Genomic DNA, 20,945 nt, shown 5'->3' on the forward strand with positions numbered 1-20,945 from the left:
GCCGCCGCCCCCGGAACGACGCGTGGCGGGCGGGTCAGGAGCGGACCAGCCGGGCGATGGCCTCCGACGCCTCCTTGACCTTGGCGTCGGCCTCCTCGCCGCCGTTGGCGACGGCGTGGGCCACACAGTGCTTGAGGTGCTCGTCCAGCATGGCCAGCGCGAAGGAGCGCAGGGCGCTGTTCACGGCCGAGGTCTGGGTGAGGATGTCGATGCAGTACTGGTCGTCCTCGACCATGCGCTGCAGGCCGCGGATCTGCCCCTCGATGCGGCGGAGTCGATTGATGTGGCTCTGCTTGTCATTGCTGTAACCGTGGGTCGCAGCCATGGTCCCGCTTCCGTGTCGTTCCTGCTCTATTGCCATGAACAATACCCCCTCGAGGTATTGAACCACCCGGGTCGGCGGAGCATTCCGCCGTCGGGTGCCCTAGGAGGAGTTTCCCAGACGAACAGGGGCGTAGGGTGTGCCGCGTCCTGCCGGATCTCCGGGCGTCCGTTACCTAGAGTGTTCCCCATGGCCGGGATCAACTACGGGGAGTGTTGAATTGGTTGCGGTGCGAGATCGTTCATTGGTGCGGCGGCGTGCCGGGGCCGCCGCCGTCACGTCGGTCCTGCTGGCTTCGGGAGCCCTCGCCGCGGGCGCGGTCTTCGGGGCCCGCGACGTGGTGGCGGCGCCCGCGACCCCCTACGCGTCGAGTGTCTGGAGCCGGCTGTCACTGGACGGCTCCGTGTACGGGAGCCCGGTGAACGAGACCCTCCGGGCCATCGAGGTCTCGGGGAACGGCAACGACTCCTGGAACGGACTGCCGGAGTCGCCCTACCTGACCTCCGCGACGGCCACCGGCGAGGTGAACGTCGTGACCGGCCCGGAGAGCGCCATGACCAACGCCAACGGCGCCTTCACCAACCTGACGGTCCCCGACTCGGGGATCCCCTGGGTCTCACAGCTGCTCGACCAGGGGACCCCGAGCGGCGGCGGCAGCACCGTCCTCCAGGTCTCGACCTGGAACAACCGGGTGCAGTGCGCGCCGCCCGCCGACGTCATCGCGCAGACGGCGACCACGGCGCCCTACGTCCTCGGTCGCCTGGTCGACGCCCCGCCCGCGAACCAGGCGGGGACCGGGACCTCGGAGCTGACCTTCGCCGGGGACTACGGCGACGGGGCCACCGAGGTCCGGGTCACGTCGCGCATCGAGCACGTCGAGGAGATCGTCGACCCCTACTTCGGGCACGTCTACACCGACTTCACCGCGACGGCCCAGCGCTACGACGCGGCGGGCGCCCCGGTGGGAGACCCGGTGACCCTGTACGACCTCGTCCTGGGCGACGTGACGGTCGACTGCAATGCTCCGGAGCCGTCTCCGAGCCCGAGCCCGTCCCCGAGTCCCTCCCCGAGCCCGAGCCCGTCTCCCTCGCCGACGGAGTCGCCGAGCCCGTCCCCGAGCCCGAGTCCCAGTCCGTCTCCGAGCCCGAGTCCCAGCCCGAGCCCGAGTCCCTCGCCCAGTCCGAGCCCTTCTCCGTCCCCGTCGCCCACGGAGTCGCCTTCTCCGAGCCCGTCGCCCAGTCCCAGTCCCTCGCCCAGTCCGAGTCCGTCTCCGAGTCCGAGTCCGTCGCCCACGGAATCGCCCTCGCCGAGTCCCAGCCCGTCTCCGTCGCCGTCTCCGTCCCCGTCGCCCACGGGGTCGCCGTCTCCGACGGAGCCGCCGACCGTGTCGCCGGAGCCGCCCCCGCCGCCCAAGCCGGGGTACAAGCCCTCGCTGCCCGTCACCGGGCCGGGCCTGGCCGCCCTGGTCTCCGGCGGTCTGATCACCCTCGGCGCCGCCATCGCGGTGCTGGCCGCCGCCCGTAAACGTCGGGCCTGATCTGGGCAAGCCCGGGGCGGGGGGCTTGCCCCCGCCCCGGGGCCGCACCACCATGGCCCTATGGATCGAAGCGCCGACAACGACATCCTGTCCACCATCAAGGGCCTGATGGACGAGGAGCACGCCCTGCGCGCCACACCGGGCGGCCTGTCCGACGAGGAGCGCGGCCGCATGAAGGAGGTCGAGCAGGCCCTCGACCAGTGCTGGGACCTGCTCCGCCGGCGGCGGGCCCGCGAGGAGTTCGGGCAGGACCCCGACGAGGCCGAGGTCCGGCCGGTGTCCGAGGTCGAGAACTACCGCCAGTGAAGCGCCGCCGGCCGAAACCACAGGGCCCCGGCCGGCATCAACCACGGTGAACCGGCGCGGGCCGGGACCGGCCCGCGCGCCCGGACCGGCCCCGCGCCACGGATCCGGAAGGGCCCCTCTTGCTCACTGCACTCACCGGCATCGGTCTGTCCACCGCGGCCGGGCTCAACGCCTACATCCCCCTGCTGCTGGTGGGCCTCATCGCCCGCTTCACCGACCTGCTGGTCCTGGGCGACTCCTGGACCTGGCTGGAGCACCCGGTCACCCTCGTCCTGCTGACCGTGCTGCTGGTGGTCGAGTTCCTCGCCGACAAGTTCCCGGCGGTCGACAGCATCAACGACGTGATCCAGACCGTCGTGCGCCCCACCTCCGGCGGCATCGTCTTCGGCGCCGGGGCCTCCGCGGTGGAGCTCTCCGAGATCACCGGTGCCGCCTCCGGCGCGACGGCGCAGGACGGGGTCTCCTGGGGACCCGTCATCGCGGGCGTGGTCATCGCCCTGGTGTTCCACCTGCTCAAGTTCCTGGGCCGGCTGGCCGCGAACTCGGTCACGGCGGGCTGCGCGGCCCCGTTCGTCTCCCTCATCGAGGACGTCGTCAGCTTCTTCACCTCGCTCGCGGCCATCCTGCTGCCGGTCCTCATCCTGCTGGTGGTCCCGGCGCTGGCCGCGGTGGGCGCGCTGCTGGTGCGGCGCAGCCGCCGCCTGCGGGCCGAACGCGCCGCGGGGGGCGGGGACACCGGCCCCGGGGCCCCCGCCTGAGGCGACCGGCACACGGCGCCGGCCGGCCAAGGCCGCGTAAAGTGCAGGTGATGACAGAGCTGACTTTCGATCCGAACGACATCACCCACATCGTCTGGGACTGGAACGGCACCCTCCTGGACGACAACCACGCGAACCTCTCCGCGGTCAACGCCGTGTGCGCCGCCTACGGCGTCGACCCGGTGGAGCTGGACCACTGGCGCAGCGTCTTCCGGCGCCCGCTCGTCCCCCTCTACGAGGAGCTGCTGGGCCGCGCCCTCGCCGTGGGCGAGTGGGAGCGCCTGGAGAAGCTCTACGACGAGGACTACCTGCGCCACCTGCCCGCGTGCCGGCTGGCGCAGGGCGTTCCGGACGTGCTGCTCGACTGGGCGGGCCTGGGGCGCACCCAGTCGCTGCTGTCGATGGCCTCGCACGACCACGTCGTCCCGCTCATCGCCGAACGCGGCCTGGCCGCGCACTTCACCCGGGTCGACGGCCGCAGGTACGACACCGAGGTCGACTCCAAGGCGGAGCACCTGGTGCACCACCTGTCGGGCCAGGACATCGACCCCTCCCGGGTCGTGCTCATCGGCGACATCGACGACGACGCCCGGGCCGCCCACGCGGCCGGCGCGCACTCGATCCTGGTGTCCACCGGCCTGATGGCGCCCGAGAGGCTGGCCGCCACGGGCGCCCCGGTGGCCGAGTCCCCGGTGGCGGCGGTCCGCGCGCTGCGCGGCCTCTGAGCCGGCCGGGCGGGGCCCGCCCAGCGGTCGGCCGAAAGAACCCATGACCGGTTCTCCCGGCCGGCCGCACCGCGGGGGAGGGGGCTGTCAATGGTGGTCCCCCACCCTGTGCGGGCGCCCGGCAGTGGGCTCGCCACAGGGTCCGTGAACGCGGTGTGACCTGGGAACTTCCCGTCGTCGCCCGGGCCCTGTTCCGGGGAGCCCTGGGGGTGGCCCCCGTCATGGTGTGCTGTTAGATGGACCTCACAGCAACACACAGCCACGCGAATGGAAGGCGGGCCAATGACGGAGAGCAGCGTGCCCCGTGTGCTCTGGCGACCCGACGAGGAGACGGTGGCGTCCTCCAACATCGTCGCGTTCGCCCGGTGGGCCGAGGAGCACAGGGGCGTCGAGGCCTTCGGCGCCGACGGCGACTTCGACTACGACGCGCTGTGGCGCTGGTCGGTCACCGACACCGACGGTTTCTGGGACGCGATCCGCGTGTACTACGGCGTCCGCTTCGACACCCCCGCCGATGGCGTCCTGGCCGAGGACGCCATGCCCGGCGCCCGCTGGTTCCCCGGGGCCACCCTCAACTACGCCCGGCACGTGTTCGAGGGCCGCGACCCCGACCGGGTCGCGATCCGCCACGCCACCGAGCTGCGCCCCCTGGCCGAGTGGACCTGGGGCGAGCTGCGCGCCCGCACCGCCGCGATCGCCGCCGGCCTGCGCGAGCTGGGCGTGGGTCCCGGCGACCGGGTCGCGGCCTACCTGCCCAACCTGCCCGAGACCGCCGCCGCGTTCTACGCGGTCGCCTCCCTGGGGGCGATCTGGTCCTCCTGCTCTCCCGACTTCGGCGTGCGCAGCGTCATCGACCGCTTCGCCCAGATCGAGCCCAAGGTCCTGCTGGCCGTCGACGGCTACCGCTACGGCGGCAAGGACTTCGACCGCGGCCCCGTCGTCGAGGAGCTGCGCACGGCCCTGCCCACGGTCGAGCACACCGTCGTGCTCGACCACCTCCGCCCGGGCGCCGGGCCGGCCGAGGGCACCCTGGCCTGGTCGGCCCTGGAGGCCTCCGGGGCGGGCGCCGACCTGGAGTTCACCCCCGTCGCCTTCGACCACCCGCTGTGGGTGCTCTACTCCTCGGGCACCACCGGCCTGCCCAAGGCCATCGTGCAGGGCCACGGCGGCATCCTCCTGGAGCAGTTGAAGAACCTCCACCTGCACCTGGACGCGCAGGAGCACGACCGCGTCTTCTGGTTCACCACCACCGGCTGGATGATGTGGAACTTCCTGGTCAGCGTGCTGCTGACCCCGGCGTCCATCGTCCTGTACGACGGCAGCCCCGCGGCCCCCGACCTGGGGGCGCTCTGGGACCTGGCCGACGAGGCCGGGATCACCGTGTTCGGCACCAGCGCGGGGTTCCTCTCCTCCTGCATGAAGGACGGCGTCCACCCCCGCCGCGGCCGCGACCTGTCCCGCCTCAAGGCGATCGGCTCCACCGGCTCCCCGCTCAGCCCCGAGGCGTTCGCCTGGGTCTACGAGGAGTTCGGCGACGACCTGTGGCTGTTCTCCACCAGCGGCGGCACCGACGTGTGCAGCTGCCTGGTGGGCGGCACCCCCACCCTGCCGGTGTACGAGGGCGAGATCCAGTCCCGGGCCCTGGGCATGGCCGTCGCCGCCTGGGACCCCGACGGCAAGGAGCTGGTCGGCGAGGTCGGGGAGCTCGTCGTCACCCGCCCGGCCCCGTCCATGCCGGTCTTCTTCTGGGGGGACGAGGACGGGGAGCGCCTGCGCGACAGCTACTTCTCCATGTACCCGGGCGTCTGGCGGCACGGCGACTGGATCGAGATCACCGACCGCGGCACCGCGATCATCTACGGCCGCTCGGACTCCACCATCAACCGCGGCGGCGTCCGCATGGGGACCAGCGAGATCTACCGTGCCGTCCTGGCCCTGGAGGACGTCACCGACGCCCTGGTCGTGGACGTGCCCCGCGGCGACGGCTCCTCGCGCATCGAGCTGTTCGTCGTCCTGCGCGAGGGCGCCGCACTCGACGACGCCCTCGTCAAGGAGATCGCCCGGCGCATCCGCACCGACTGCTCGCCCCGCCACGTGCCCGACCGGGTGCGGGCCGTCCCCGCGGTGCCGCGCACGCTCTCCGGCAAGATCCTGGAGGTGCCGGTCAAGCGCATCCTCATGGGCCAGAGCCCGGACAAGGTCGCCAGCCGCGACTCCCTGGCCGACCCCGAGGCGCTGGACCTCTTCAGCACGCTGGCCGACTGAGCTGCGGGGTCCCGGGCGCCAGCCCGGGGCCCCGGCCGCCGGTCCCGCCCGGCGGCGGTGTGGCCGGACCCGGCCACACCGGGGCGAACGGTCTTGATTGTGGCCCTACCGCCGGAGGCATAGCCTGGCCCGCGTGGCACAGAAGCGACCAGACGACACCACCGCGCCGGCCTCCGGCCCGGCCCCCGCCCGGACCAGGATCGACGGCATCGACGCGGCCCGGGCCCTGGCGGTCTTCGGCATGTTCATCGTCCACCTGGGCGTGGACTCCATGGGCCTGCTCTCCCCGGAGGACTACGCCTGGGACCTGCACGGCATCGTGCGGGGCAACTCGTCGGCGCTCTTCGCCTTCCTGGCCGGGGTCTCGCTGGCGATGATGACCGGCCGCACCCGGCCGCTCGCGGGGGATCCGCTGTTCCGGGCGGTGGTGCGGATCGTCACCCGCGCGGTGCTCATCGCCCTGCTCGGCCTGATCCTGGACCTGATGGCGGTGCCGGTCGCCATCATCCTCACCTACTACGGCGGGTTCTTCCTGCTCGCCCTGCCCCTGGTCAGGCTGCGCTCGTGGATGCTGTGGACGGTCGCGGGGGCACTGGCCGTCGTGGGTCCCCCGCTGTCGTTCCTGCTGCGCGACACCCTGTTCCCGGTCCAGCCGCGCACCGGCGCGGTCACCTCGTTCACCGAGTTCTTCCTCACCGGCTACTACCCGGCGATCACCTTCATGGTCTTCATGACCGCGGGGATGGCGGTGGGCCGCCTGGACCTCACCGACCGCGCCGTGCGCCTGCGCCTGCTCGTCGTCGGCGCCGTCGCCGCGGCCTGCGGCTACCTGGGCTCGTGGCTGGCCCTGGGGCCGCTGGGCGGCATGGAGCGGCTGATGGAGCTGCGCGCCCCCGAGCTGGCCGGGGCCCCGCTGTCGGCGGTCACCGACCCCGTCGCGCTGGAGGAGCTGCGCTACGCGGTCGACCAGGAGGCCGAGTCGATCTCGGGACAGGTGCCCACCGACTCGTGGTGGTGGCTGGCGGTCAACACCCCGCACACCGGCACGACCTTCGAGATCCTGGAGGCGGTGGGGCAGGGCCTGGTGGTGCTCGTCCTGTGCATGTGGCTGTGCGAGCGGGCCCGCCCGGTGATGTACCCGCTGGTCTCGGTGGGGCGCATGCCGCTGACCGTCTACACGGGCCACCTGGTGGTGATCGCGATGCTCGTCGCGGCCGCCGGGTACGAGTTCTACACCCCGTGGCTGACCGAGCGGTTCATCCTCGGGGCGCTGCTCTTCGCCACCCTGTGGCGCCTGGCGTTCGGCCGGGGCCCCGCCGAGTTCCTCCTGGGCGAGGCCGCCGACGGGACCGTGCGCCTGGTCGACTCCCTGCGCGACCGGGCCTGACCCGGGGTCACCGCTCGGGGCGGCGGATGGTGGACGAGGTCCGGTCCCGGTGGGCCAGCGTGTCGGAGGTGGTGCGCGCGTTCTGCCGGATGAGCCGACGGGCGTCGTCGGCCGCCGACCGGGCCACCGCCGGGCTGGCCACCGGCCGCAGCGCGGGCTCGGCGTCCTCGGGCAGGCCGAGGTCCACCGGCAGCCCGGCCCTGCCGATCACCCGCAGCTGGGCGCCCTCCTGGGAGAGGGAGGGGCGGATGTCCCCGTCCGGGGTGCGCCAGGCGCGCAGCCGGGCCGCCAGCCACTCGGTGCCCCGGCGCTCGGGGCCGGTCGGCCACGGCTCGCCGTCGGGCCGGTGCCCCAACGCGTGCAGCACGTCCTCGGTGGTCCACCCGGCGGAGAACAGCCGGGCCGCCTCCGTGCGCAGCGACGCGAAGTCCACCCCGCGCAGCGTCGGGTCCTCGGCGTGGATCATCTCGCAGGCCCGGTGCACGTCGCGCGGGGTGTGCAGGGGCCGGGTGCGCAGGTCCGGCTCGGGGCGGCGCAGCAGGGCGTCGTCGACGGTGACGATGACCTCCCCGCGCCGGTTGTCCCAGATGCCCACGTCCTCCCGCGCCCACCCCTGGGACTCCGCCAGGGCCGTCGCCAACCTGCGCAGGTCGACCTGCGCGTCCTCGCTGCTGATCCGGAACTCCGCCATGGGGCAAGGGTACGCACGGCAGGCGTCCGGGCGCGCCGCGGCGGGGGCCGGGGGAGGGGCGCACAGGGACAGTCCGGTATAGACCGCGGTCGGCCCTCCTGTGACCGAGGACATGGCCGGAAGTCCCGTTTCCGGGGGTTCGCACCAAGGAATTGGAGGAAAAGACCATGGTTCGGTCAAGCCTCGGTTGGACTCTCCTCCAACCTTGGACGGTGCGTCGTCGAGGGGTACCGGCGGCCCGTGCCCCCGGGGTTATGGTGACCACCTGACGGCCCGGAGGGGATCGCCGATCCCTCCCGCGCCGCCCCCGCCGACCCGGCGGAGGAGCCCGTCCCATCGTTCGACCGAGCTGTAGGTGCCCGTGTCCCACACCGCATCCGCGCCCGAGGCGATGACCGACCGCGCGCTCCGGGCGTTCCTGCACGGACTCCCGGGCGTCGACGAGGTCGGCGCCCGCGCCCGTGCCCAGGACCTGTCCACCAGGTCCGTCAAGACCACCGCCAAGGCCCAGGCGATCGACCTGGCCATCTCCATGGTCGACCTGACCACCCTGGAGGGGGCCGACACGCCCGGCAAGGTGCGCTCGCTGTGCGCCAAGGCCGCGCTGCCCGACCCCGCCGACCGCTCCGTGCCGCACGTGGGCGCGGTCTGCGTCTACCCCGACATGGTGTCCGTCGCGGTCGCGGCTCTGCGCGGCACCGGCATCGGCGTCGCCTCCGTCGCCACCGCCTTCCCGTCCGGGCGCGCGCCCCTGGAGGTCAAGCTCGCCGACACCGCCCGCGCGGTGGCCGACGGCGCGACCGAGATCGACATGGTCATCGACCGCGGCGCCTTCCTGTCCGGCGACTACCTGAAGGTGTACGAGGAGATCGGGGCCGTCAAGGAGACCTGCGGCGACGCCCACCTCAAGGTCATCCTGGAGACCGGGGAACTGGTCACCTACGACAACGTGCGCCGGGCCTCGCACCTGGCCATGCGCGCGGGCGCCGACTTCATCAAGACCTCCACCGGCAAGATCTCCCCGGCGGCCACCCTGCCCGTCGTCCTCGTCATGCTGGAGGCGGTGCGCGACCACCGCGCCGAGACCGGCCGCTACGTGGGCGTCAAACCGGCGGGCGGCATCCGCACCACCAAGGACGCCATCCGCAACCTGGTCCTGGTCAACGAGACCGCCGGACCCGCCTGGCTCACGCCGGACCTGTTCCGGATCGGTGCCTCCAGCCTGCTCAACGACCTGCTCATGCAGCGGACCAGGCTGACCACCGGCACCTACCCGGGCCCCGACTACTACACGCTGGACTAGCCGTGATCTTCGAGTACGCGCCCGCCCCGGAGTCCCGCTCCGTCGTCACCCTGCGCGAGTCCTACGGGCTGTTCATCGACGGGGAGTTCACCCCCGCGGCGAGCGGCGAGAACCTGACCAGCCTCAACCCCGCGGACGAGACCAAGCTCGCGCAGGTCGCCGTCGCCGGTCCCGAGGACGTGGAGCGGGCGGTCGCCGCCGCCCGCCGCGCCCAGGAGACCGTGTGGGGCCGCATGTCCGGCGCCGAGCGGGGCAAGTACCTGTTCCGCATCGCCCGCATCGTCCAGGAGCGCTCGCGCGAGCTGGCGGTGCTGGAGTCGCTGGACAACGGCAAGCCCATCAAGGAGACCCGCGACGTCGACCTGCCGCTGGTCGCCGCCCACTTCTTCTACTACGCGGGCTGGGCCGACAAGCTCGCCCACGCCGGGCTGGGACCCGACCCCAGGCCCCTGGGCGTGGCCGCCCAGGTCATCCCGTGGAACTTCCCGCTGCTCATGCTGGCGTGGAAGATCGCCCCGGCGCTGGCCACCGGCAACACGGTCGTCCTCAAGCCCGCCGAGACCACCCCGCTGACCGCGATGGTCTTCGCCGAGATCTGCCAGGAGGCCGACCTGCCCCCGGGCGTGGTCAACATCCTCACCGGCGCGGGCGAGACCGGCCGCACCCTGGTCGAGCACCCCGGCGTGGACAAGGTCGCCTTCACCGGCTCCACCGAGGTCGGGCGGCGGATCGCCCGCTCCGTGGCGGGCACCGACAAGCGCCTCACCCTGGAACTGGGCGGCAAGGGCGCCAACATCGTCTACGACGACGCCGCCATCGACCAGGCCGTCGAGGGCATCGTCTCGGGCATCTTCTTCAACCAGGGCCACGTGTGCTGCGCCGGGTCCCGTCTGCTGGTGCAGGAGTCCGTCGCCGACGAGGTGCTGGCCAGGCTCAAGGAGCGCGTCGCCAGGCTCCGGCTGGGCGACCCGCTGGACAAGAACACCGACATCGGCGCCGTCAACTCCGCAGCCCAGCTGGAGCGCATCCGCGAGCTGGCCGACAGCGGCGAGGCCGAGGGCGCCGAGCGCTGGTCGCCCGCCTGCGACATCCCCGAGAGCGGCTACTGGTTCGCGCCGACCATCTTCACCGGTGTGTCCCAGGCCCACCGGGTGGCCCGGGAGGAGATCTTCGGCCCGGTCCTGTCGGTGCTGACCTTCCGCACCCCCGACGAGGCCGTGGCCAAGGCCAACAACACGCCCTACGGGCTGTCGGCCGGGGTGTGGACCGAGAAGGGCTCGCGCATGCTGTGGACCGCGGAGCGGCTGCGCGCCGGCGTCGTGTGGTCCAACACGTTCAACAAGTTCGACCCGACCAGCCCCTTCGGCGGCTACAAGGAGTCGGGCTACGGCCGCGAGGGCGGACGGCACGGATTGGAGGCCTACGTTGGCTGAACGACGCGGCGGCAAGAAGGCCGGTGCGGCCAAGGCGGCCAAGGCGGCGGAGGCGCCCGCCGTCCCCGCCCGCCTGGCGGTCCGCAAGACCTACAAGCTCTACCTGGGCGGGGCCTTCCCGCGCTCGGAGTCGGGCAGGAGCTACCCCGTGACCTCGAACGACGGAACGCACCTGGCCAACGCCGCACTGGCCTCGCGCAAGGACGCCCGCGACGCGGTGGCCGCCGCGCGCAAGGCGTTCGCCGGGTGGTCCGGGCGCACCGCCTACAACCGGGGCCAGATCCTCTACCGGGTCGCCGAGGTCCTGGAGGGGCGGCGCGACCAGTTCGCCGCCCAGGCCGTCGCCGCGCAGGGGCTGAGCAGGGCCCGCGCGCAGGAGGTCGTCTCCGCCGCCATCGACCGGTGGGTGTACTACGCCGGGTGGACCGACAAGGTCGCCCAGGTCGTGGGCGGGGCCAACCCCGTCTCGGGCCCGTACTACAACCACTCGGCCCCCGAACCGGTCGGCGTGGTCGTGGTGTTCGCCCCGCAGAACGCGCCGCTGCTCGGCCTCACCTCGGTGGTCGCCCCGGTCATCGCGACCGGCAACACCGCCGTGGTCGTGGCCTCGGAGGCCGCCCCGCTGGCCGCCGTGGACCTGGCCGAGGTGCTGGCCACCTCCGACCTGCCCGGCGGGGTGGTGGACCTGCTCACCGGGCGGGTTCCGGAACTGGGCCCGCACCTGGCCTCGCACGCCGACGTCGACGCCCTGGACCTGACGGGGGCGGGCCCGGACGCGGTCGCCTTCGAGGAGGCCGCCGCGCAGACCCTCACCCGTGTGGTGCGCCCCGGAGCGGGCGCCGACGCGGGCGAGGAGGCCTGGCTCGACCCCGACCCCGGCACCTCGCGGATGACGCCCTTCCTGGAGACCAAGACCGTCTGGCACCCCGTCGGCGTGTGAGGCCGTGCTTCTTCGGCCCTCCGGAACCCCGTGGGCGCCCCCGCGGCCCCTCCCGCCGCCGTCCGCGGCCCCTCTCGCCGTCCGCGGGCGGCCGGCCCCGGCTTGCGCCGGACCCGGATCGAACGCCAGTGTGAGGCGGGGCGGATCGTGTCCGCCCCACACGGGAGAGGAGCCCACGGTGGGCGATGCGGTCGAGGACGTGATGGAGACGGCGCGGACCCCGGGCGGTGCGGCGCCGCGCCTGGTGCGGCTGGACCTGGACACGCGGGAGGCCGCCCTGTTGCGCGCGGCCGTGCTGCGCCACCGGCTGGCCCCGGGCCAGACCCGGTTCGTGGGCCTGCCGGTGGCCACCCTGCCCGCCGCGGACGCCGACCCCGACCGGGTGCCGTTCGCCATCGTGGTCGGCCCGGTCGCCGACGCGGCCGGGGCTGCGGAGGCCGCGGCCGGGTTCGGCGTGCTGGACGGCGGGGCCGGCCTGCGCGAGCTGGTCGACGAGCCACAGCGCGCCGTACTCCTGCGCGCCTACTACGTCACGCCACAATGGCAGGGCCGGGGCATCGGCCGGGCCGCCTGTTCCGCGCCCCTGCTGGACCGCCTGGCCGCCGAGGCCGCGCCGTACGCGGCCGAGGCGGTGCTGTGCGTCAACACCGCCAACCCCGGCGCCCGGCGGGTCTACGAGGCCGCCGGCTACACCGACACCGGGCGCGTCATCTCCAGTGACACGGGCCCGCAACACGTGATGTCGCGCCCCCTGGACACCGGGGCGCACCCCGCGCCGCGCCAGCGGCCCGAACGAACGGAGAAACCGCTGTGACCACAGGACCCGAGGCCCTCGCCGAGCAGGCCGCCGCCGCGCTGCGCTCGCGCACCGGCGTGGACTCCTACGACATCGCCCTGGTCATGGGCTCGGGCTGGGCGCCCGCGGCCGACCTCCTGGGGGAGGGCAGGGACGAGCTGCCCACCGCCGAGCTGCCCGGCTTCCTGCCGCCCGGCGTGGAGGGGCACAGCGGCACCGTGCGCGGCATCGTCGACGGCGACCGCAACGTCCTGGCCTTCCTGGGCCGCACCCACCTGTACGAGGGGCACGGCACCGACGCCGTCGTGCACAACGTGCGCACCGCCGTCGCCGCCGGGGCCAAGACCATCGTCCTCACCAACGCCGCGGGCGGCATCAACTCCACCTACTCGGTGGGCTCGCCGGTGCTCATCGCCGACCACCTCAACATGACCGCCCGCTCGCCGCTCACCGGGGCGACCTTCGTCGACCTCACCGACACCTACTCCGCCGAGCTGCGCACCCTGGCCCGCGAGGTGGACCCGCGCCTGCCCGAGGGCGTCTACGCGGCCATGCCCGGCCCGCACTTCGAGACCCCCGCCGAGATCCGCATGCTCCGCGCCATGGGAGCCGACCTGGTCGGCATGTCCACCGTGCTGGAGGCCATCGCCGCCCGCGAGGCCGGGGCGCGGGTGCTGGGCATGTCCCTGGTGACCAACATCGCCGCCGGGCTGGAGGGCGCCAACCTCGACCACGAGGAGGTGCTGGCCGCCGGCCGCGACGCCGCCGACACCGTGGGCCGCCTGCTCGCCGACATCGTCGCCCGTATCTGACCCGAGCCGGCCCCGAGGAGACCCGACATGACCACCGACACCGTCGCCCGCGCCCGCGCCTGGCTGGAGGCCGACCCCGACCCCGCCACCCGAGAGGAGCTGTCCGCCCTGCTGGAGCGGGTGGCCGCCGGGGACGCCGAGGCCGCCGCCGACCTGGGCGACCGCTTCGCCGGGCGGTTGGAGTTCGGCACCGCCGGCCTGCGCGGCGCGCTGGGCGCCGGGCCCAACCGGATGAACCGGGCCGTGGTCATGCGCGCCGCGGCCGGCATCGCCGCCTGGCTGCACGGCCGCGGCGGGGCCGGGCACGTGGTCGTCGGCTACGACGCCCGGCACCGGTCGGCGGACTTCGCCCGCGACAGCGCCGCCGTCCTCACCGGGGCCGGGCACCGGGTCTCCCTGCTGCCGGGACCGCTGCCCACGCCGGTGCTGGCCTTCGCCGTCCGGGACCTGGGCGCTGACGCCGGGATCATGGTCACCGCCAGCCACAACCCGCCCCAGGACAACGGCTACAAGGTGTACGTGGGCGGGGACCGCGACGACGCCGGGGCCCAGATCGTCGCCCCGACCGACATCGAGATCTCCGCGGCCATCGACGAGGTCGGCCCGCTCTCCGCACTGCCCCTGGGCACCGGGTGGACGGTGCTGGGCCGGGAGGCCGTCGACCGCTACCTGCGGGCGGTCACCGCGCTGGTCCCGCCCGGCCCCAGGGAGCTGTCGGTGGTCTACACCGCGATGCACGGGGTCGGCGGCGCGGTCCTGGTGGAGGCGATGGAGCGGGCCGGGTTCCCGGCGCCCGAGAGGGTGGCCGCCCAGTTCGACCCCGACCCGGACTTCCCGACGGTGGCCTTCCCCAACCCGGAGGAGCCCGGGGCGCTGGACCTGGCGCTGGCCGCGGCCGCGGAGGCCGGCGCCGACCTGGTGGTCGCCAACGACCCCGACGCCGACCGGCTGGCGCTGGCGCTGCCCGGGCGCGGCCCGCTCACGGGCGACGAGGTGGGCGGACTGCTCGCCGAGTACGTGCTCGACCACACCACCGGGGACGACCGGGTGGTGGCCGCCTCCATCGTCTCCTCCAGCCTGCTCGGCAAGATCGCGCGCGAGCGCGGGGTGCACTACGAGGAGACCCTCACCGGGTTCAAGTGGCTGGCCCGGGCCGGCGCGCCCGGCTCCCGGCGCGTCTTCGCCTACGAGGAGGCCCTGGGCTACTGCCTGGGGGGAGACGGCGGCCGCCCCGTCGCGGACAAGGACGGCATCAGCGCTGCGCTGGCGGCGGCGGCGCTGGCCGCGGCGGCCAAGGCGGACGGGCGGACGCTGGCGGACCTGCTCGACGACCAGGCCCGCAGGTACGGGCTGCACCTGAGCGACCAGCTCTCGGTGCGGGTGACGGACCTGTCGCTCATCGACACGGCGATGCGGCGGCTGCGCGCCGAACCGCCCGCCGCGTTCGGTCCCCTGAAGGTCGCGGGGATCGACGACTTCGCCGCCGGGCACGCGGGCCTGCCGCCGACCGACGCCCTGCGCTTCCGTCTGGAGGGCGGGGCCCGGGGGCGTGTGACGCTACGGCCTTCGGGCACCGAGCCCAAGCTGAAGGCGTACGCCGAGATCGTGATGGACGTGGAGGGCGAGGTCGCGGCCACCCGCGCGCAGGGTTCGGCGCTGCTCGCCGAACTGATGGCCTCGGTCGCCCTGGTGGTACGGGGGTAGTGGGGGGTTCGGGGGGATAGGGGTCCGTTTCACTCGGTGTCGCCGGGCTCCACGACGGGACGGTGCACGACCTCGTCGATGACGGTGAGCGTCTGGGTGGACGTCACGCCGGGGAGCGATTGCAGGCGGGTCAGGATCAGGTCCCGCAGCTGGTTGGTGTTGGCGACGCGGACCAGCAGGACGATGTCCGCCGAGCCGACCACGTACCAGCAGTATTCGATCTCGGGGTAGGAGGAGAGGATCTCCCGGTTGGCCCGCCAGTCCGGCTGGCTGCCGGAGATGAGCACGAGCGCGGTGACGCCCAGGCCCATCTTGGAGTGGTCGGTCACCACGGAGTAGCCGCGGATGACGCCCTCGTCGGTCAGGCGCTTGATCCGGTTGTAGGCCGTGGCGCGGGAGACGTTGGCCAGCGCGGCGATCTCCGTGATCCCGGTCCGCGCGTCCTTGGCGAGCGCGCTGAGGATCGTCTGGTCGGTCGCATCCGGCCGCCGGCCGTTCCGGCGTTGCTCGCCCATGGCCATGTGGGTGCTCCTCGTGTCTTCTCGTTCCAGTGCAAGCCCCTTTCCATCGTCGTCGACCGGGGCTAACGAACTACCAGGTAAACATCGTTTGCTTCCATCGGGGTCTCAGTCGCCGAGACGATGTCCGTCTGCGTATGCGCCCGATCACCAGGGGGTGCGTACGGGTGGTCTCACCATGCGGAATCTTCTTCTCGCGTTCCCGGCGCGCGCCGGCGCCGGGGTCAACCGACTGTACCCAGGGTTGACGCGGCGATCGGTGCGGGGGTTTCCGGTGGCCGGGGGTGCTCGCGCGCGGGTTCCGAGGCGGTGACCGGTGTTCTCGCGGGATGGCCGCTTTCGGTCGTCTCTGTCGTGCCGCGCCGCCTTTTCCTGGTCGGACTGCTGGGGTGCATCCGAACGTATGCGCTCCACTGTCGAACGGGGCACCCATCGTGGCCAACTGCGATCGTTCTGTGATGATGGGCGCCGATTAGTGGTGTATAGGTGCACCTGTCGTTTTCGCTGGTGGCGTGGGTCACTCGTTGGACGATGGCGAACCAGACGTGCTTTTTTGTTCCCATCTGTATCAAGTTTTCCAGATTATCTGGCGCAAGTGTCGAGTGATCCGGACAATCGCCTCATCAGTCAACAGACCACCCAGGAGTCCGGCGCTTGCGACGGACCATGTTGGGAGCCGCTGCACATGTCGACCCACGAGCCGCCGGACCGGGACTCCGTCTCCGTGGACCACCTGGACCCCGACCTCACCCGCGCGCTGTACACGCACATGCGGACCGCACGCGACCTGGACGCCGAGGCCGTCGCCCTCCAGCGCCAGGGAGTCTTCCCGGCCTACGTGTCCGTCCGCGGACAGGAGGCGGCCCAGGTCGCCAGTGCGGCGGCGCTGGACCCCGAGCGCGACTTCGTCTTCCCCACCTACCGCGAGATGGCCTCGGCGCTCGCCTACGGGGTCGAGATGGTCGGCTACATGGCCACCCACCGGGCGCTGTGGCACGGCGGGCTCTACGACGTCATGGAGTCCCGCTTCGGCGCCATCAACGCCGTCGTCGGCGGCCCCGTCCCGCACGCCGTCGGCTGGGCGGTCGGCGAGCGCATGCGCGGCGGAGAGGGCGTCGCCCTGGCCTACTTCGGCGACGGCGCCAGCTCCGAGGGCGACGTCCACGAGGCCATGAACTTCGCCGGGGTCTATGGCGCCCCCGTCGTCTTCTTCTGCCAGAACAACCGCTGGGCCCTGTCGGTGCCCAACGAGCGCCAGGTCGCCGGCGGCTCCGTCGCCGCCCGGGCCCGGGGCTACGGCATGGCCGGGGTGACGGTGGACGGCAACGACGCCGCCGCCGTGTACGACGCCGTCACCGAGGCCGCCGACCGCGCCCGCCGCGGCGGGGGCCCCACCCTCATCGAGGCCCTCACCTACCGGGTGGAGCCCCACTCCACCTCCGACGACACCGGCCGCTACCGCGACGAGACCGAGGCCGACCGCTGGCGGGCGCACCGCGACCCGGTCGCGCTGCTGCGCGCCGCCCTCCTCGAGGCCGGCCACGCCACCGCCGACGAGCTCGACGCGATCGACGCCCAGGCGGGGAAGCGCGCCGAGGAGATCCGCGACGGCGTCTCCGCCGCACCCGAGCCCGACGGCTCCGAACTGTTCACGCACGTCTTCCGGGAGACCACCCAGGAGCTGACCCGGCAGCGCCGCATCTGGGAGGAAGAGGTCCAGCCGTGACGGAACTCATCGACCGCACCGACGCCGCCGCCGAGACCCCCGTGCTCGAAGAGCTGTCCATGCAGCAGGCCATCAACCGGGCCCTGCGCGTCCTCCTGGCCGAGGACCCGGACGTCCTGGTGTTCGGCGAGGACGTGGGCGCCCTGGGGGGCGTCTTCCGGGTCACCGACGGACTCCAGAAGGAGTTCGGCGACCAGCGCGTCTTCGACACCCCGCTGGCCGAATCGGCGATCATGGGAATGGCGGTGGGCCTGGCCATGAACGGCTGGCGCCCCGTGCCCGAGCTCCAGTTCGACGGGTTCGCGTATCCGGCCATCGACCAGATCGTCAACCAGGTGGCGCGCATGAACTACCGCACCCGCGGCGCCGCACCCATGCCGATCACCCTGCGCCTGCCGTCCTTCGGCGGCATCCAGGCCCCCGAGCACCACGGGGAGAGCCTGGAGGCGCTCTTCGCCCACACCCCCGGGCTGAAAGTCGTGGCCCCCTCCGACCCCGCCGACGCGTACAGCCTGCTGCTGCAGTCCGTGCGCTCCGACGACCCGGTCGTCTACATGGAGCCCAAGGCCCGCTACTGGGACCGCCGCCCGGTCCGGCTCACCGAGCCGACCGACCCCATCGGCACCAGCCGCGTCGTCCGGCCCGGCCGCCACGCCACCCTCATCGCCTGGGGCGCCATGGTCCACCGGTGCGTCCAGGTGGCCGAGCTCGCCGCGGAGGACGGCGTCGAGCTGGAGGTCCTGGACCTGCGCTGGCTCAAGCCCATCGACGCCGCCGGACTGGCCGCCTCGGTCGCGCGCACCAAGCGCGCCGTGGTCGTCCACGAGGCCCCGCTCACCGCCGGGCTCGGCGCCGAGGTGGCGGCCTTGGTCACGGAGCAGTGCTTCCGCGACCTGGCCGCCCCCGTGCAGCGCGTCACCGGTTTCGACGTCCCCTATCCCGCGGGTCCCCTGGAGCCGCAGTACCTGCCGACGATCGACCGCATCCTGTTCGCGGTGCAGAGAACCCTGGAGTACTAGAACGACCATGGCTGAAGAGAACGTCACCTTCACCCTCCCCGACCTCGGGGAGGGCCTCGTCGAGGCCACCGTCCTGGAGTGGCAGGTGTCCGTCGGCGACGTCGTCGAGCGCAACGCCCCGCTCGTGGAGGTGGAGACCACCAAGTCGGCCGTGGTCATCCCCTCGCCCAAGGCCGGGCGGATCGTCGAGCTGCATGCGCAGGAGGACCAGGTCGTCCCCGTGGGGGACCCGCTGGTCACCTTCGCCGTCGAAGCGCAGGAGCAGCAGGCGGGCATCGTCGGCAGGGTCCCCGCCGAGGAGGCCCGCCCCGCCCGCCGCGTCCGGCTCAGGCCGCCGTCGGACTGACCCGGCCCGCACACGGGGTCCGTTCGGAGGAAGCCACGAGTGGAGGCGGATTTCCCCGCCCTCCGTTTATCGGAACCTCTGAAAGGACCCCGTTCCTTCTTCTGTTAATACATACGGCCGCACAAGGATTGAAGGATTCATGTCTGCGAATCTCATCGGCGACGTGACAATGCGCTATGTGGATTTGCGTCCGCAGTCCCCGGCGGGCGCCGTCCCCGTGCTTCTGCTCCACGGTTTCGGGACGAACTTCGACATGAATTGGCAGGCCGCCGGGTGGCCCCGGCTGCTGGACTCCGCGGGGCTGCGCGTGCTCGGCCCGGACCTGCGCGGGCACGGCGCCAGCGGGAAACCCGGCGACGACGCCTCCTATCTCCCCGAATGCTTCGTCTCCGACCTCGTCGCCCTGCTCGACGAACTCGGAGTGGAGCGGGTCGACGCCGTCGGATACTCCATGGGCGCGCGGCTGGCCTGGGAATTGGCGCTCACCCGGCCCGAGCGGGTGCGCCGCCTGGTCCTGGGGGGATTCGGCCCGGGGAACGCGTTCGACGGCACCGACCTGTCCGCGCCCGGCGAGGGGGCGACGCCCTTCGACCACGTGTTCCGCACGGTCGCCGCGCTGCCCGGCAACGACCCGGCCGCGCTGGCCGCCTGCGCCCGCGGCCAGGCGGCCCGGCCGTTCTCCCCGGAGCCTCCCGTCACGGTGCCGACACTGCTGGTCACGGGCGCCAAGGACGCGATCGCGGCGGGCGCCGCCGAGCTGGCGGCGGCGGTCGACGGGGCCCACGCGGAGATCCCCGGGCGGGACCACCTCAACGCGGTCTCCTCACGGCTCTTCAAGCAGGCCGTGCTCGACTTCCTCGCCTCCTGAGAGGCGGGGTCGCGCCCCGGTCCGGTCCGCCGCTCCCAACGCCGGGCCCCGGGGCGCCGGTCCGGGCTCCGGCGGGACCGCCCGCCGGAGTCCAGACCGGTCTAGACCGGCACCGCCCCACGTGCCGTTGTGACCCGTTGTGGCGGCCGGAGGGCCTTGTGTAGTAGTGGCTCGTCGGGGCCCCGCAGGGGCCGGGAATATACCTCCCCGGCAAACGTGGTCGCCCCCGCCCGGGTGTGTGCTTGGTAACTTCCGAGTAAGGCCCCGTGTCATTCAGCTCTCGCCTTCATAACAAGTCTGTGTGCCGGTTGGGTGTACTTTCCACTACCGGATATCGTCCGACCGCAGAACTCAGCCCGGCCCCCGGTTGAAAGCGGGCCGCTGAGAGGGCGAAGGGGAGTTAACAAGTGAAGCGCAGCAACACGCTCAGGTTCGCCGCCATCGCGGCGGCCGGTGTGCTTGCCCTCACCGCGTGTGACAACGCGGCCCAGGAGGGATCGGGCGAAGGGGGCGGCGACGGCGGCGAGGAGGCCTCCGAGCTCCGCGTCGGACTCGCCTACGACGTCGGCGGTCGTGGCGACCGCTCGTTCAACGACTCGGCCTACCGCGGCCTGGAGCAGGCGATGAACGAGCTGGGCATCGACGCCCAAGAGTTCGAGCCCACCGACGGCGAGGCCGACTCCGCCAAGGTGGAGCGCCTGTCCACCATGGCCGAGGAGGGCTACGACGTCATCATCGCGGTCGGGTTCGCCTACGACGGCGCCGTCCGCGAGGTCGCGCCGGAGTACCCGGAGGTCGACTTCGCGATCGTCGACTCCGAGATCGCCGACGTCGACAACGTCACCAGCCTGGTCTTCGCCGAGGAGCAGGCCTCCTTCCTGGCCGGTGCCGCCGCGGCGCTGTCCACCGAGGAGGACCACGTCGGCTTCGTCGGCGGCGTCGAGACCCCGCTGATCCACAAGTTCGAGGCGGGCTACGCGGCCGGCGTCGCGCACGTCAACGAGGACATCACGGTCGAGGTCGACTACCTCAGCCAGCCGCCGGACTTCAGCGGCTTCAGCGACCCGGCCCGCGGCCGCGAGCTGGCCCAGGCCCAGTACGACCGCGGCGCCGACGTGATCTACCACGCCGCCGGCGCCTCGGGCAACGGCGTCCTGGAGGCCGCCGTCGCCAACGACTTCCTGTTCATCGGCGTCGACAGCGACCAGTACGAGAACGCCGAGGACGACCAGAAGCCGTTCGTGCTGACCTCCGCGATCAAGCAGGTCGACGTGGCCGTGTTCGAGCTGATCCAGTCCGCCACCGAGGGCGACGTCGCCGCCGGCATCGAGCGCTTCGACCTCGCGGGCGGCGGTGTCGACTACACCACCTCCAACGAGGAGCTCATCAGCCCGATCCAGGCCGAGCTCGACGAGATCAAGCAGCAGATCATCGACGGCGAGATCGAGGTTCCGACCGAGCCGTAAACGCGCGATCGCGCACCTGAACC

General features: G+C 72.9%; 20 protein-coding genes. 17 read left to right on the plus strand and 3 right to left on the minus strand.

Annotated elements, in window-relative coordinates:
• Positions 1–34 precede the first annotated feature (34 nt).
• Positions 35–325: a metal-sensitive transcriptional regulator gene (locus tag K1J57_RS18355; RefSeq protein WP_073380305.1), complete on the minus strand. Its 291-nt coding sequence runs from the start codon at positions 323–325 to the stop codon at positions 35–37.
• A gap of 244 nt (positions 326–569) precedes the next feature.
• Between K1J57_RS18355 and K1J57_RS18360 the strand changes: the two genes are divergently transcribed.
• The 6 genes from K1J57_RS18360 to K1J57_RS18385 all read left to right on the plus strand — a co-directional run bounded on the left by K1J57_RS18360 (position 570) and on the right by K1J57_RS18385 (position 7,300).
• Entirely contained in the window at positions 570–1,859 is a 1,290-nt protein-coding gene (locus tag K1J57_RS18360; protein ID WP_220559780.1) for a hypothetical protein, read from the plus strand.
• A gap of 60 nt (positions 1,860–1,919) precedes the next feature.
• On the plus strand, positions 1,920–2,165 hold the full coding sequence (locus tag K1J57_RS18365) for a DUF2630 family protein (protein WP_220559781.1): 246 nt from the start codon (positions 1,920–1,922) through the stop codon (positions 2,163–2,165).
• Positions 2,166–2,284: 119 nt separating this feature from the next.
• Positions 2,285–2,923, plus strand: coding sequence for a DUF4126 domain-containing protein (locus K1J57_RS18370; RefSeq protein ID WP_220559782.1), 639 nt, complete (start codon positions 2,285–2,287; stop codon positions 2,921–2,923).
• A gap of 50 nt (positions 2,924–2,973) precedes the next feature.
• Positions 2,974–3,648: an HAD family hydrolase gene (locus K1J57_RS18375; protein ID WP_220559783.1), complete on the plus strand. Its 675-nt coding sequence runs from the start codon at positions 2,974–2,976 to the stop codon at positions 3,646–3,648.
• Between the two features lie 282 nt (positions 3,649–3,930).
• Positions 3,931–5,913, plus strand: a complete 1,983-nt coding sequence (locus tag K1J57_RS18380) for an acetoacetate--CoA ligase (RefSeq protein ID WP_220559784.1) — start codon at positions 3,931–3,933, stop codon at positions 5,911–5,913.
• Between the two features lie 133 nt (positions 5,914–6,046).
• A complete protein-coding gene (locus tag K1J57_RS18385) occupies positions 6,047–7,300 on the plus strand; it encodes a heparan-alpha-glucosaminide N-acetyltransferase domain-containing protein (protein WP_220559785.1) in 1,254 nt (417 codons plus the stop codon).
• A gap of 7 nt (positions 7,301–7,307) precedes the next feature.
• Here the strand turns inward: K1J57_RS18385 and K1J57_RS18390 are convergent, their stop codons facing one another.
• On the minus strand, positions 7,308–7,991 hold the full coding sequence (locus K1J57_RS18390; RefSeq protein ID WP_220559786.1) for a hypothetical protein: 684 nt from the start codon (positions 7,989–7,991) through the stop codon (positions 7,308–7,310).
• 355 nt (positions 7,992–8,346) lie between these two features.
• Here K1J57_RS18390 and deoC point away from each other — a divergent pair, with 355 nt between their 5' ends.
• From deoC to K1J57_RS18420, 6 genes are all read left to right on the plus strand, one after another.
• Positions 8,347–9,294 (plus strand): deoxyribose-phosphate aldolase, encoded by a 948-nt coding sequence (gene deoC / locus K1J57_RS18395; protein ID WP_220559787.1) that lies wholly within the window; start codon positions 8,347–8,349, stop codon positions 9,292–9,294.
• Between the two features lie 2 nt (positions 9,295–9,296).
• The gene (locus K1J57_RS18400) at positions 9,297–10,727 is read left to right on the plus strand and encodes an aldehyde dehydrogenase family protein (RefSeq protein ID WP_220559789.1); all 1,431 of its coding nucleotides are present in this window, start codon (positions 9,297–9,299) and stop codon (positions 10,725–10,727) included.
• The gene (locus K1J57_RS18405; protein ID WP_220559790.1) at positions 10,720–11,667 is read left to right on the plus strand and encodes an aldehyde dehydrogenase family protein; all 948 of its coding nucleotides are present in this window, start codon (positions 10,720–10,722) and stop codon (positions 11,665–11,667) included. The genes K1J57_RS18400 and K1J57_RS18405 overlap by 8 nt, the downstream gene beginning before the upstream one ends.
• A gap of 202 nt (positions 11,668–11,869) precedes the next feature.
• Positions 11,870–12,481: a GNAT family N-acetyltransferase gene (locus K1J57_RS18410; RefSeq protein WP_220565634.1), complete on the plus strand. Its 612-nt coding sequence runs from the start codon at positions 11,870–11,872 to the stop codon at positions 12,479–12,481.
• The gene (locus tag K1J57_RS18415; protein ID WP_220559791.1) at positions 12,478–13,275 is read left to right on the plus strand and encodes a purine-nucleoside phosphorylase; all 798 of its coding nucleotides are present in this window, start codon (positions 12,478–12,480) and stop codon (positions 13,273–13,275) included. Before K1J57_RS18410 ends, K1J57_RS18415 begins: the two co-directional genes overlap by 4 nt.
• 27 nt (positions 13,276–13,302) lie before the next feature.
• A complete protein-coding gene (locus K1J57_RS18420) occupies positions 13,303–14,979 on the plus strand; it encodes a phospho-sugar mutase (RefSeq protein WP_220559792.1) in 1,677 nt (558 codons plus the stop codon).
• 29 nt (positions 14,980–15,008) lie between these two features.
• Here the strand turns inward: K1J57_RS18420 and K1J57_RS18425 are convergent, their stop codons facing one another.
• Entirely contained in the window at positions 15,009–15,500 is a 492-nt protein-coding gene (locus tag K1J57_RS18425) for an Lrp/AsnC family transcriptional regulator (RefSeq protein ID WP_220559793.1), read from the minus strand.
• 682 nt (positions 15,501–16,182) lie between these two features.
• Between K1J57_RS18425 and K1J57_RS18430 the strand changes: the two genes are divergently transcribed.
• The 5 genes from K1J57_RS18430 to K1J57_RS18450 all read left to right on the plus strand — a co-directional run bounded on the left by K1J57_RS18430 (position 16,183) and on the right by K1J57_RS18450 (position 20,922).
• The gene (locus tag K1J57_RS18430) at positions 16,183–17,223 is read left to right on the plus strand and encodes a thiamine pyrophosphate-dependent dehydrogenase E1 component subunit alpha (RefSeq protein ID WP_220559794.1); all 1,041 of its coding nucleotides are present in this window, start codon (positions 16,183–16,185) and stop codon (positions 17,221–17,223) included.
• Positions 17,220–18,242, plus strand: a complete 1,023-nt coding sequence (locus K1J57_RS18435) for an alpha-ketoacid dehydrogenase subunit beta (protein ID WP_220559795.1) — start codon at positions 17,220–17,222, stop codon at positions 18,240–18,242. The genes K1J57_RS18430 and K1J57_RS18435 overlap by 4 nt, the downstream gene beginning before the upstream one ends.
• A gap of 7 nt (positions 18,243–18,249) precedes the next feature.
• Complete coding sequence (locus K1J57_RS18440; RefSeq protein ID WP_220559796.1) at positions 18,250–18,588, plus strand: biotin/lipoyl-containing protein; 339 nt, start codon at positions 18,250–18,252, stop codon at positions 18,586–18,588.
• A 169-nt stretch (positions 18,589–18,757) separates the two neighbouring features.
• Positions 18,758–19,456 (plus strand): alpha/beta fold hydrolase, encoded by a 699-nt coding sequence (locus K1J57_RS18445; RefSeq protein WP_255647199.1) that lies wholly within the window; start codon positions 18,758–18,760, stop codon positions 19,454–19,456.
• Between the two features lie 407 nt (positions 19,457–19,863).
• Entirely contained in the window at positions 19,864–20,922 is a 1,059-nt protein-coding gene (locus K1J57_RS18450) for a BMP family protein (protein ID WP_220559799.1), read from the plus strand.
• Positions 20,923–20,945 lie beyond the last annotated feature (23 nt).

This window comes from Nocardiopsis sp. MT53, from assembly GCF_019598965.1.
Taxonomy (GTDB): Bacteria; Actinomycetota; Actinomycetes; order Streptosporangiales; family Streptosporangiaceae; genus Nocardiopsis; species Nocardiopsis changdeensis.

Coding starts and splice junctions, on each gene's coding strand:
- K1J57_RS18355 (WP_073380305.1), bottom strand. CDS start 325: ATGGCTGCGACCCACGGTTACAGCAATGACAAGCAGAGCCACATCAAT.
- K1J57_RS18365 (WP_220559781.1), top strand. CDS start 1,920: ATGGATCGAAGCGCCGACAACGACATCCTGTCCACCATCAAGGGCCTG.
- K1J57_RS18375 (WP_220559783.1), top strand. CDS start 2,974: ATGACAGAGCTGACTTTCGATCCGAACGACATCACCCACATCGTCTGG.
- K1J57_RS18380 (WP_220559784.1), top strand. CDS start 3,931: ATGACGGAGAGCAGCGTGCCCCGTGTGCTCTGGCGACCCGACGAGGAG.
- K1J57_RS18390 (WP_220559786.1), bottom strand. CDS start 7,991: ATGGCGGAGTTCCGGATCAGCAGCGAGGACGCGCAGGTCGACCTGCGC.
- K1J57_RS18410 (WP_220565634.1), top strand. CDS start 11,870: ATGGAGACGGCGCGGACCCCGGGCGGTGCGGCGCCGCGCCTGGTGCGG.
- K1J57_RS18420 (WP_220559792.1), top strand. CDS start 13,303: ATGACCACCGACACCGTCGCCCGCGCCCGCGCCTGGCTGGAGGCCGAC.
- K1J57_RS18425 (WP_220559793.1), bottom strand. CDS start 15,500: ATGGCCATGGGCGAGCAACGCCGGAACGGCCGGCGGCCGGATGCGACC.
- K1J57_RS18430 (WP_220559794.1), top strand. CDS start 16,183: ATGTCGACCCACGAGCCGCCGGACCGGGACTCCGTCTCCGTGGACCAC.
- K1J57_RS18440 (WP_220559796.1), top strand. CDS start 18,250: ATGGCTGAAGAGAACGTCACCTTCACCCTCCCCGACCTCGGGGAGGGC.
- K1J57_RS18445 (WP_255647199.1), top strand. CDS start 18,758: ATGCGCTATGTGGATTTGCGTCCGCAGTCCCCGGCGGGCGCCGTCCCC.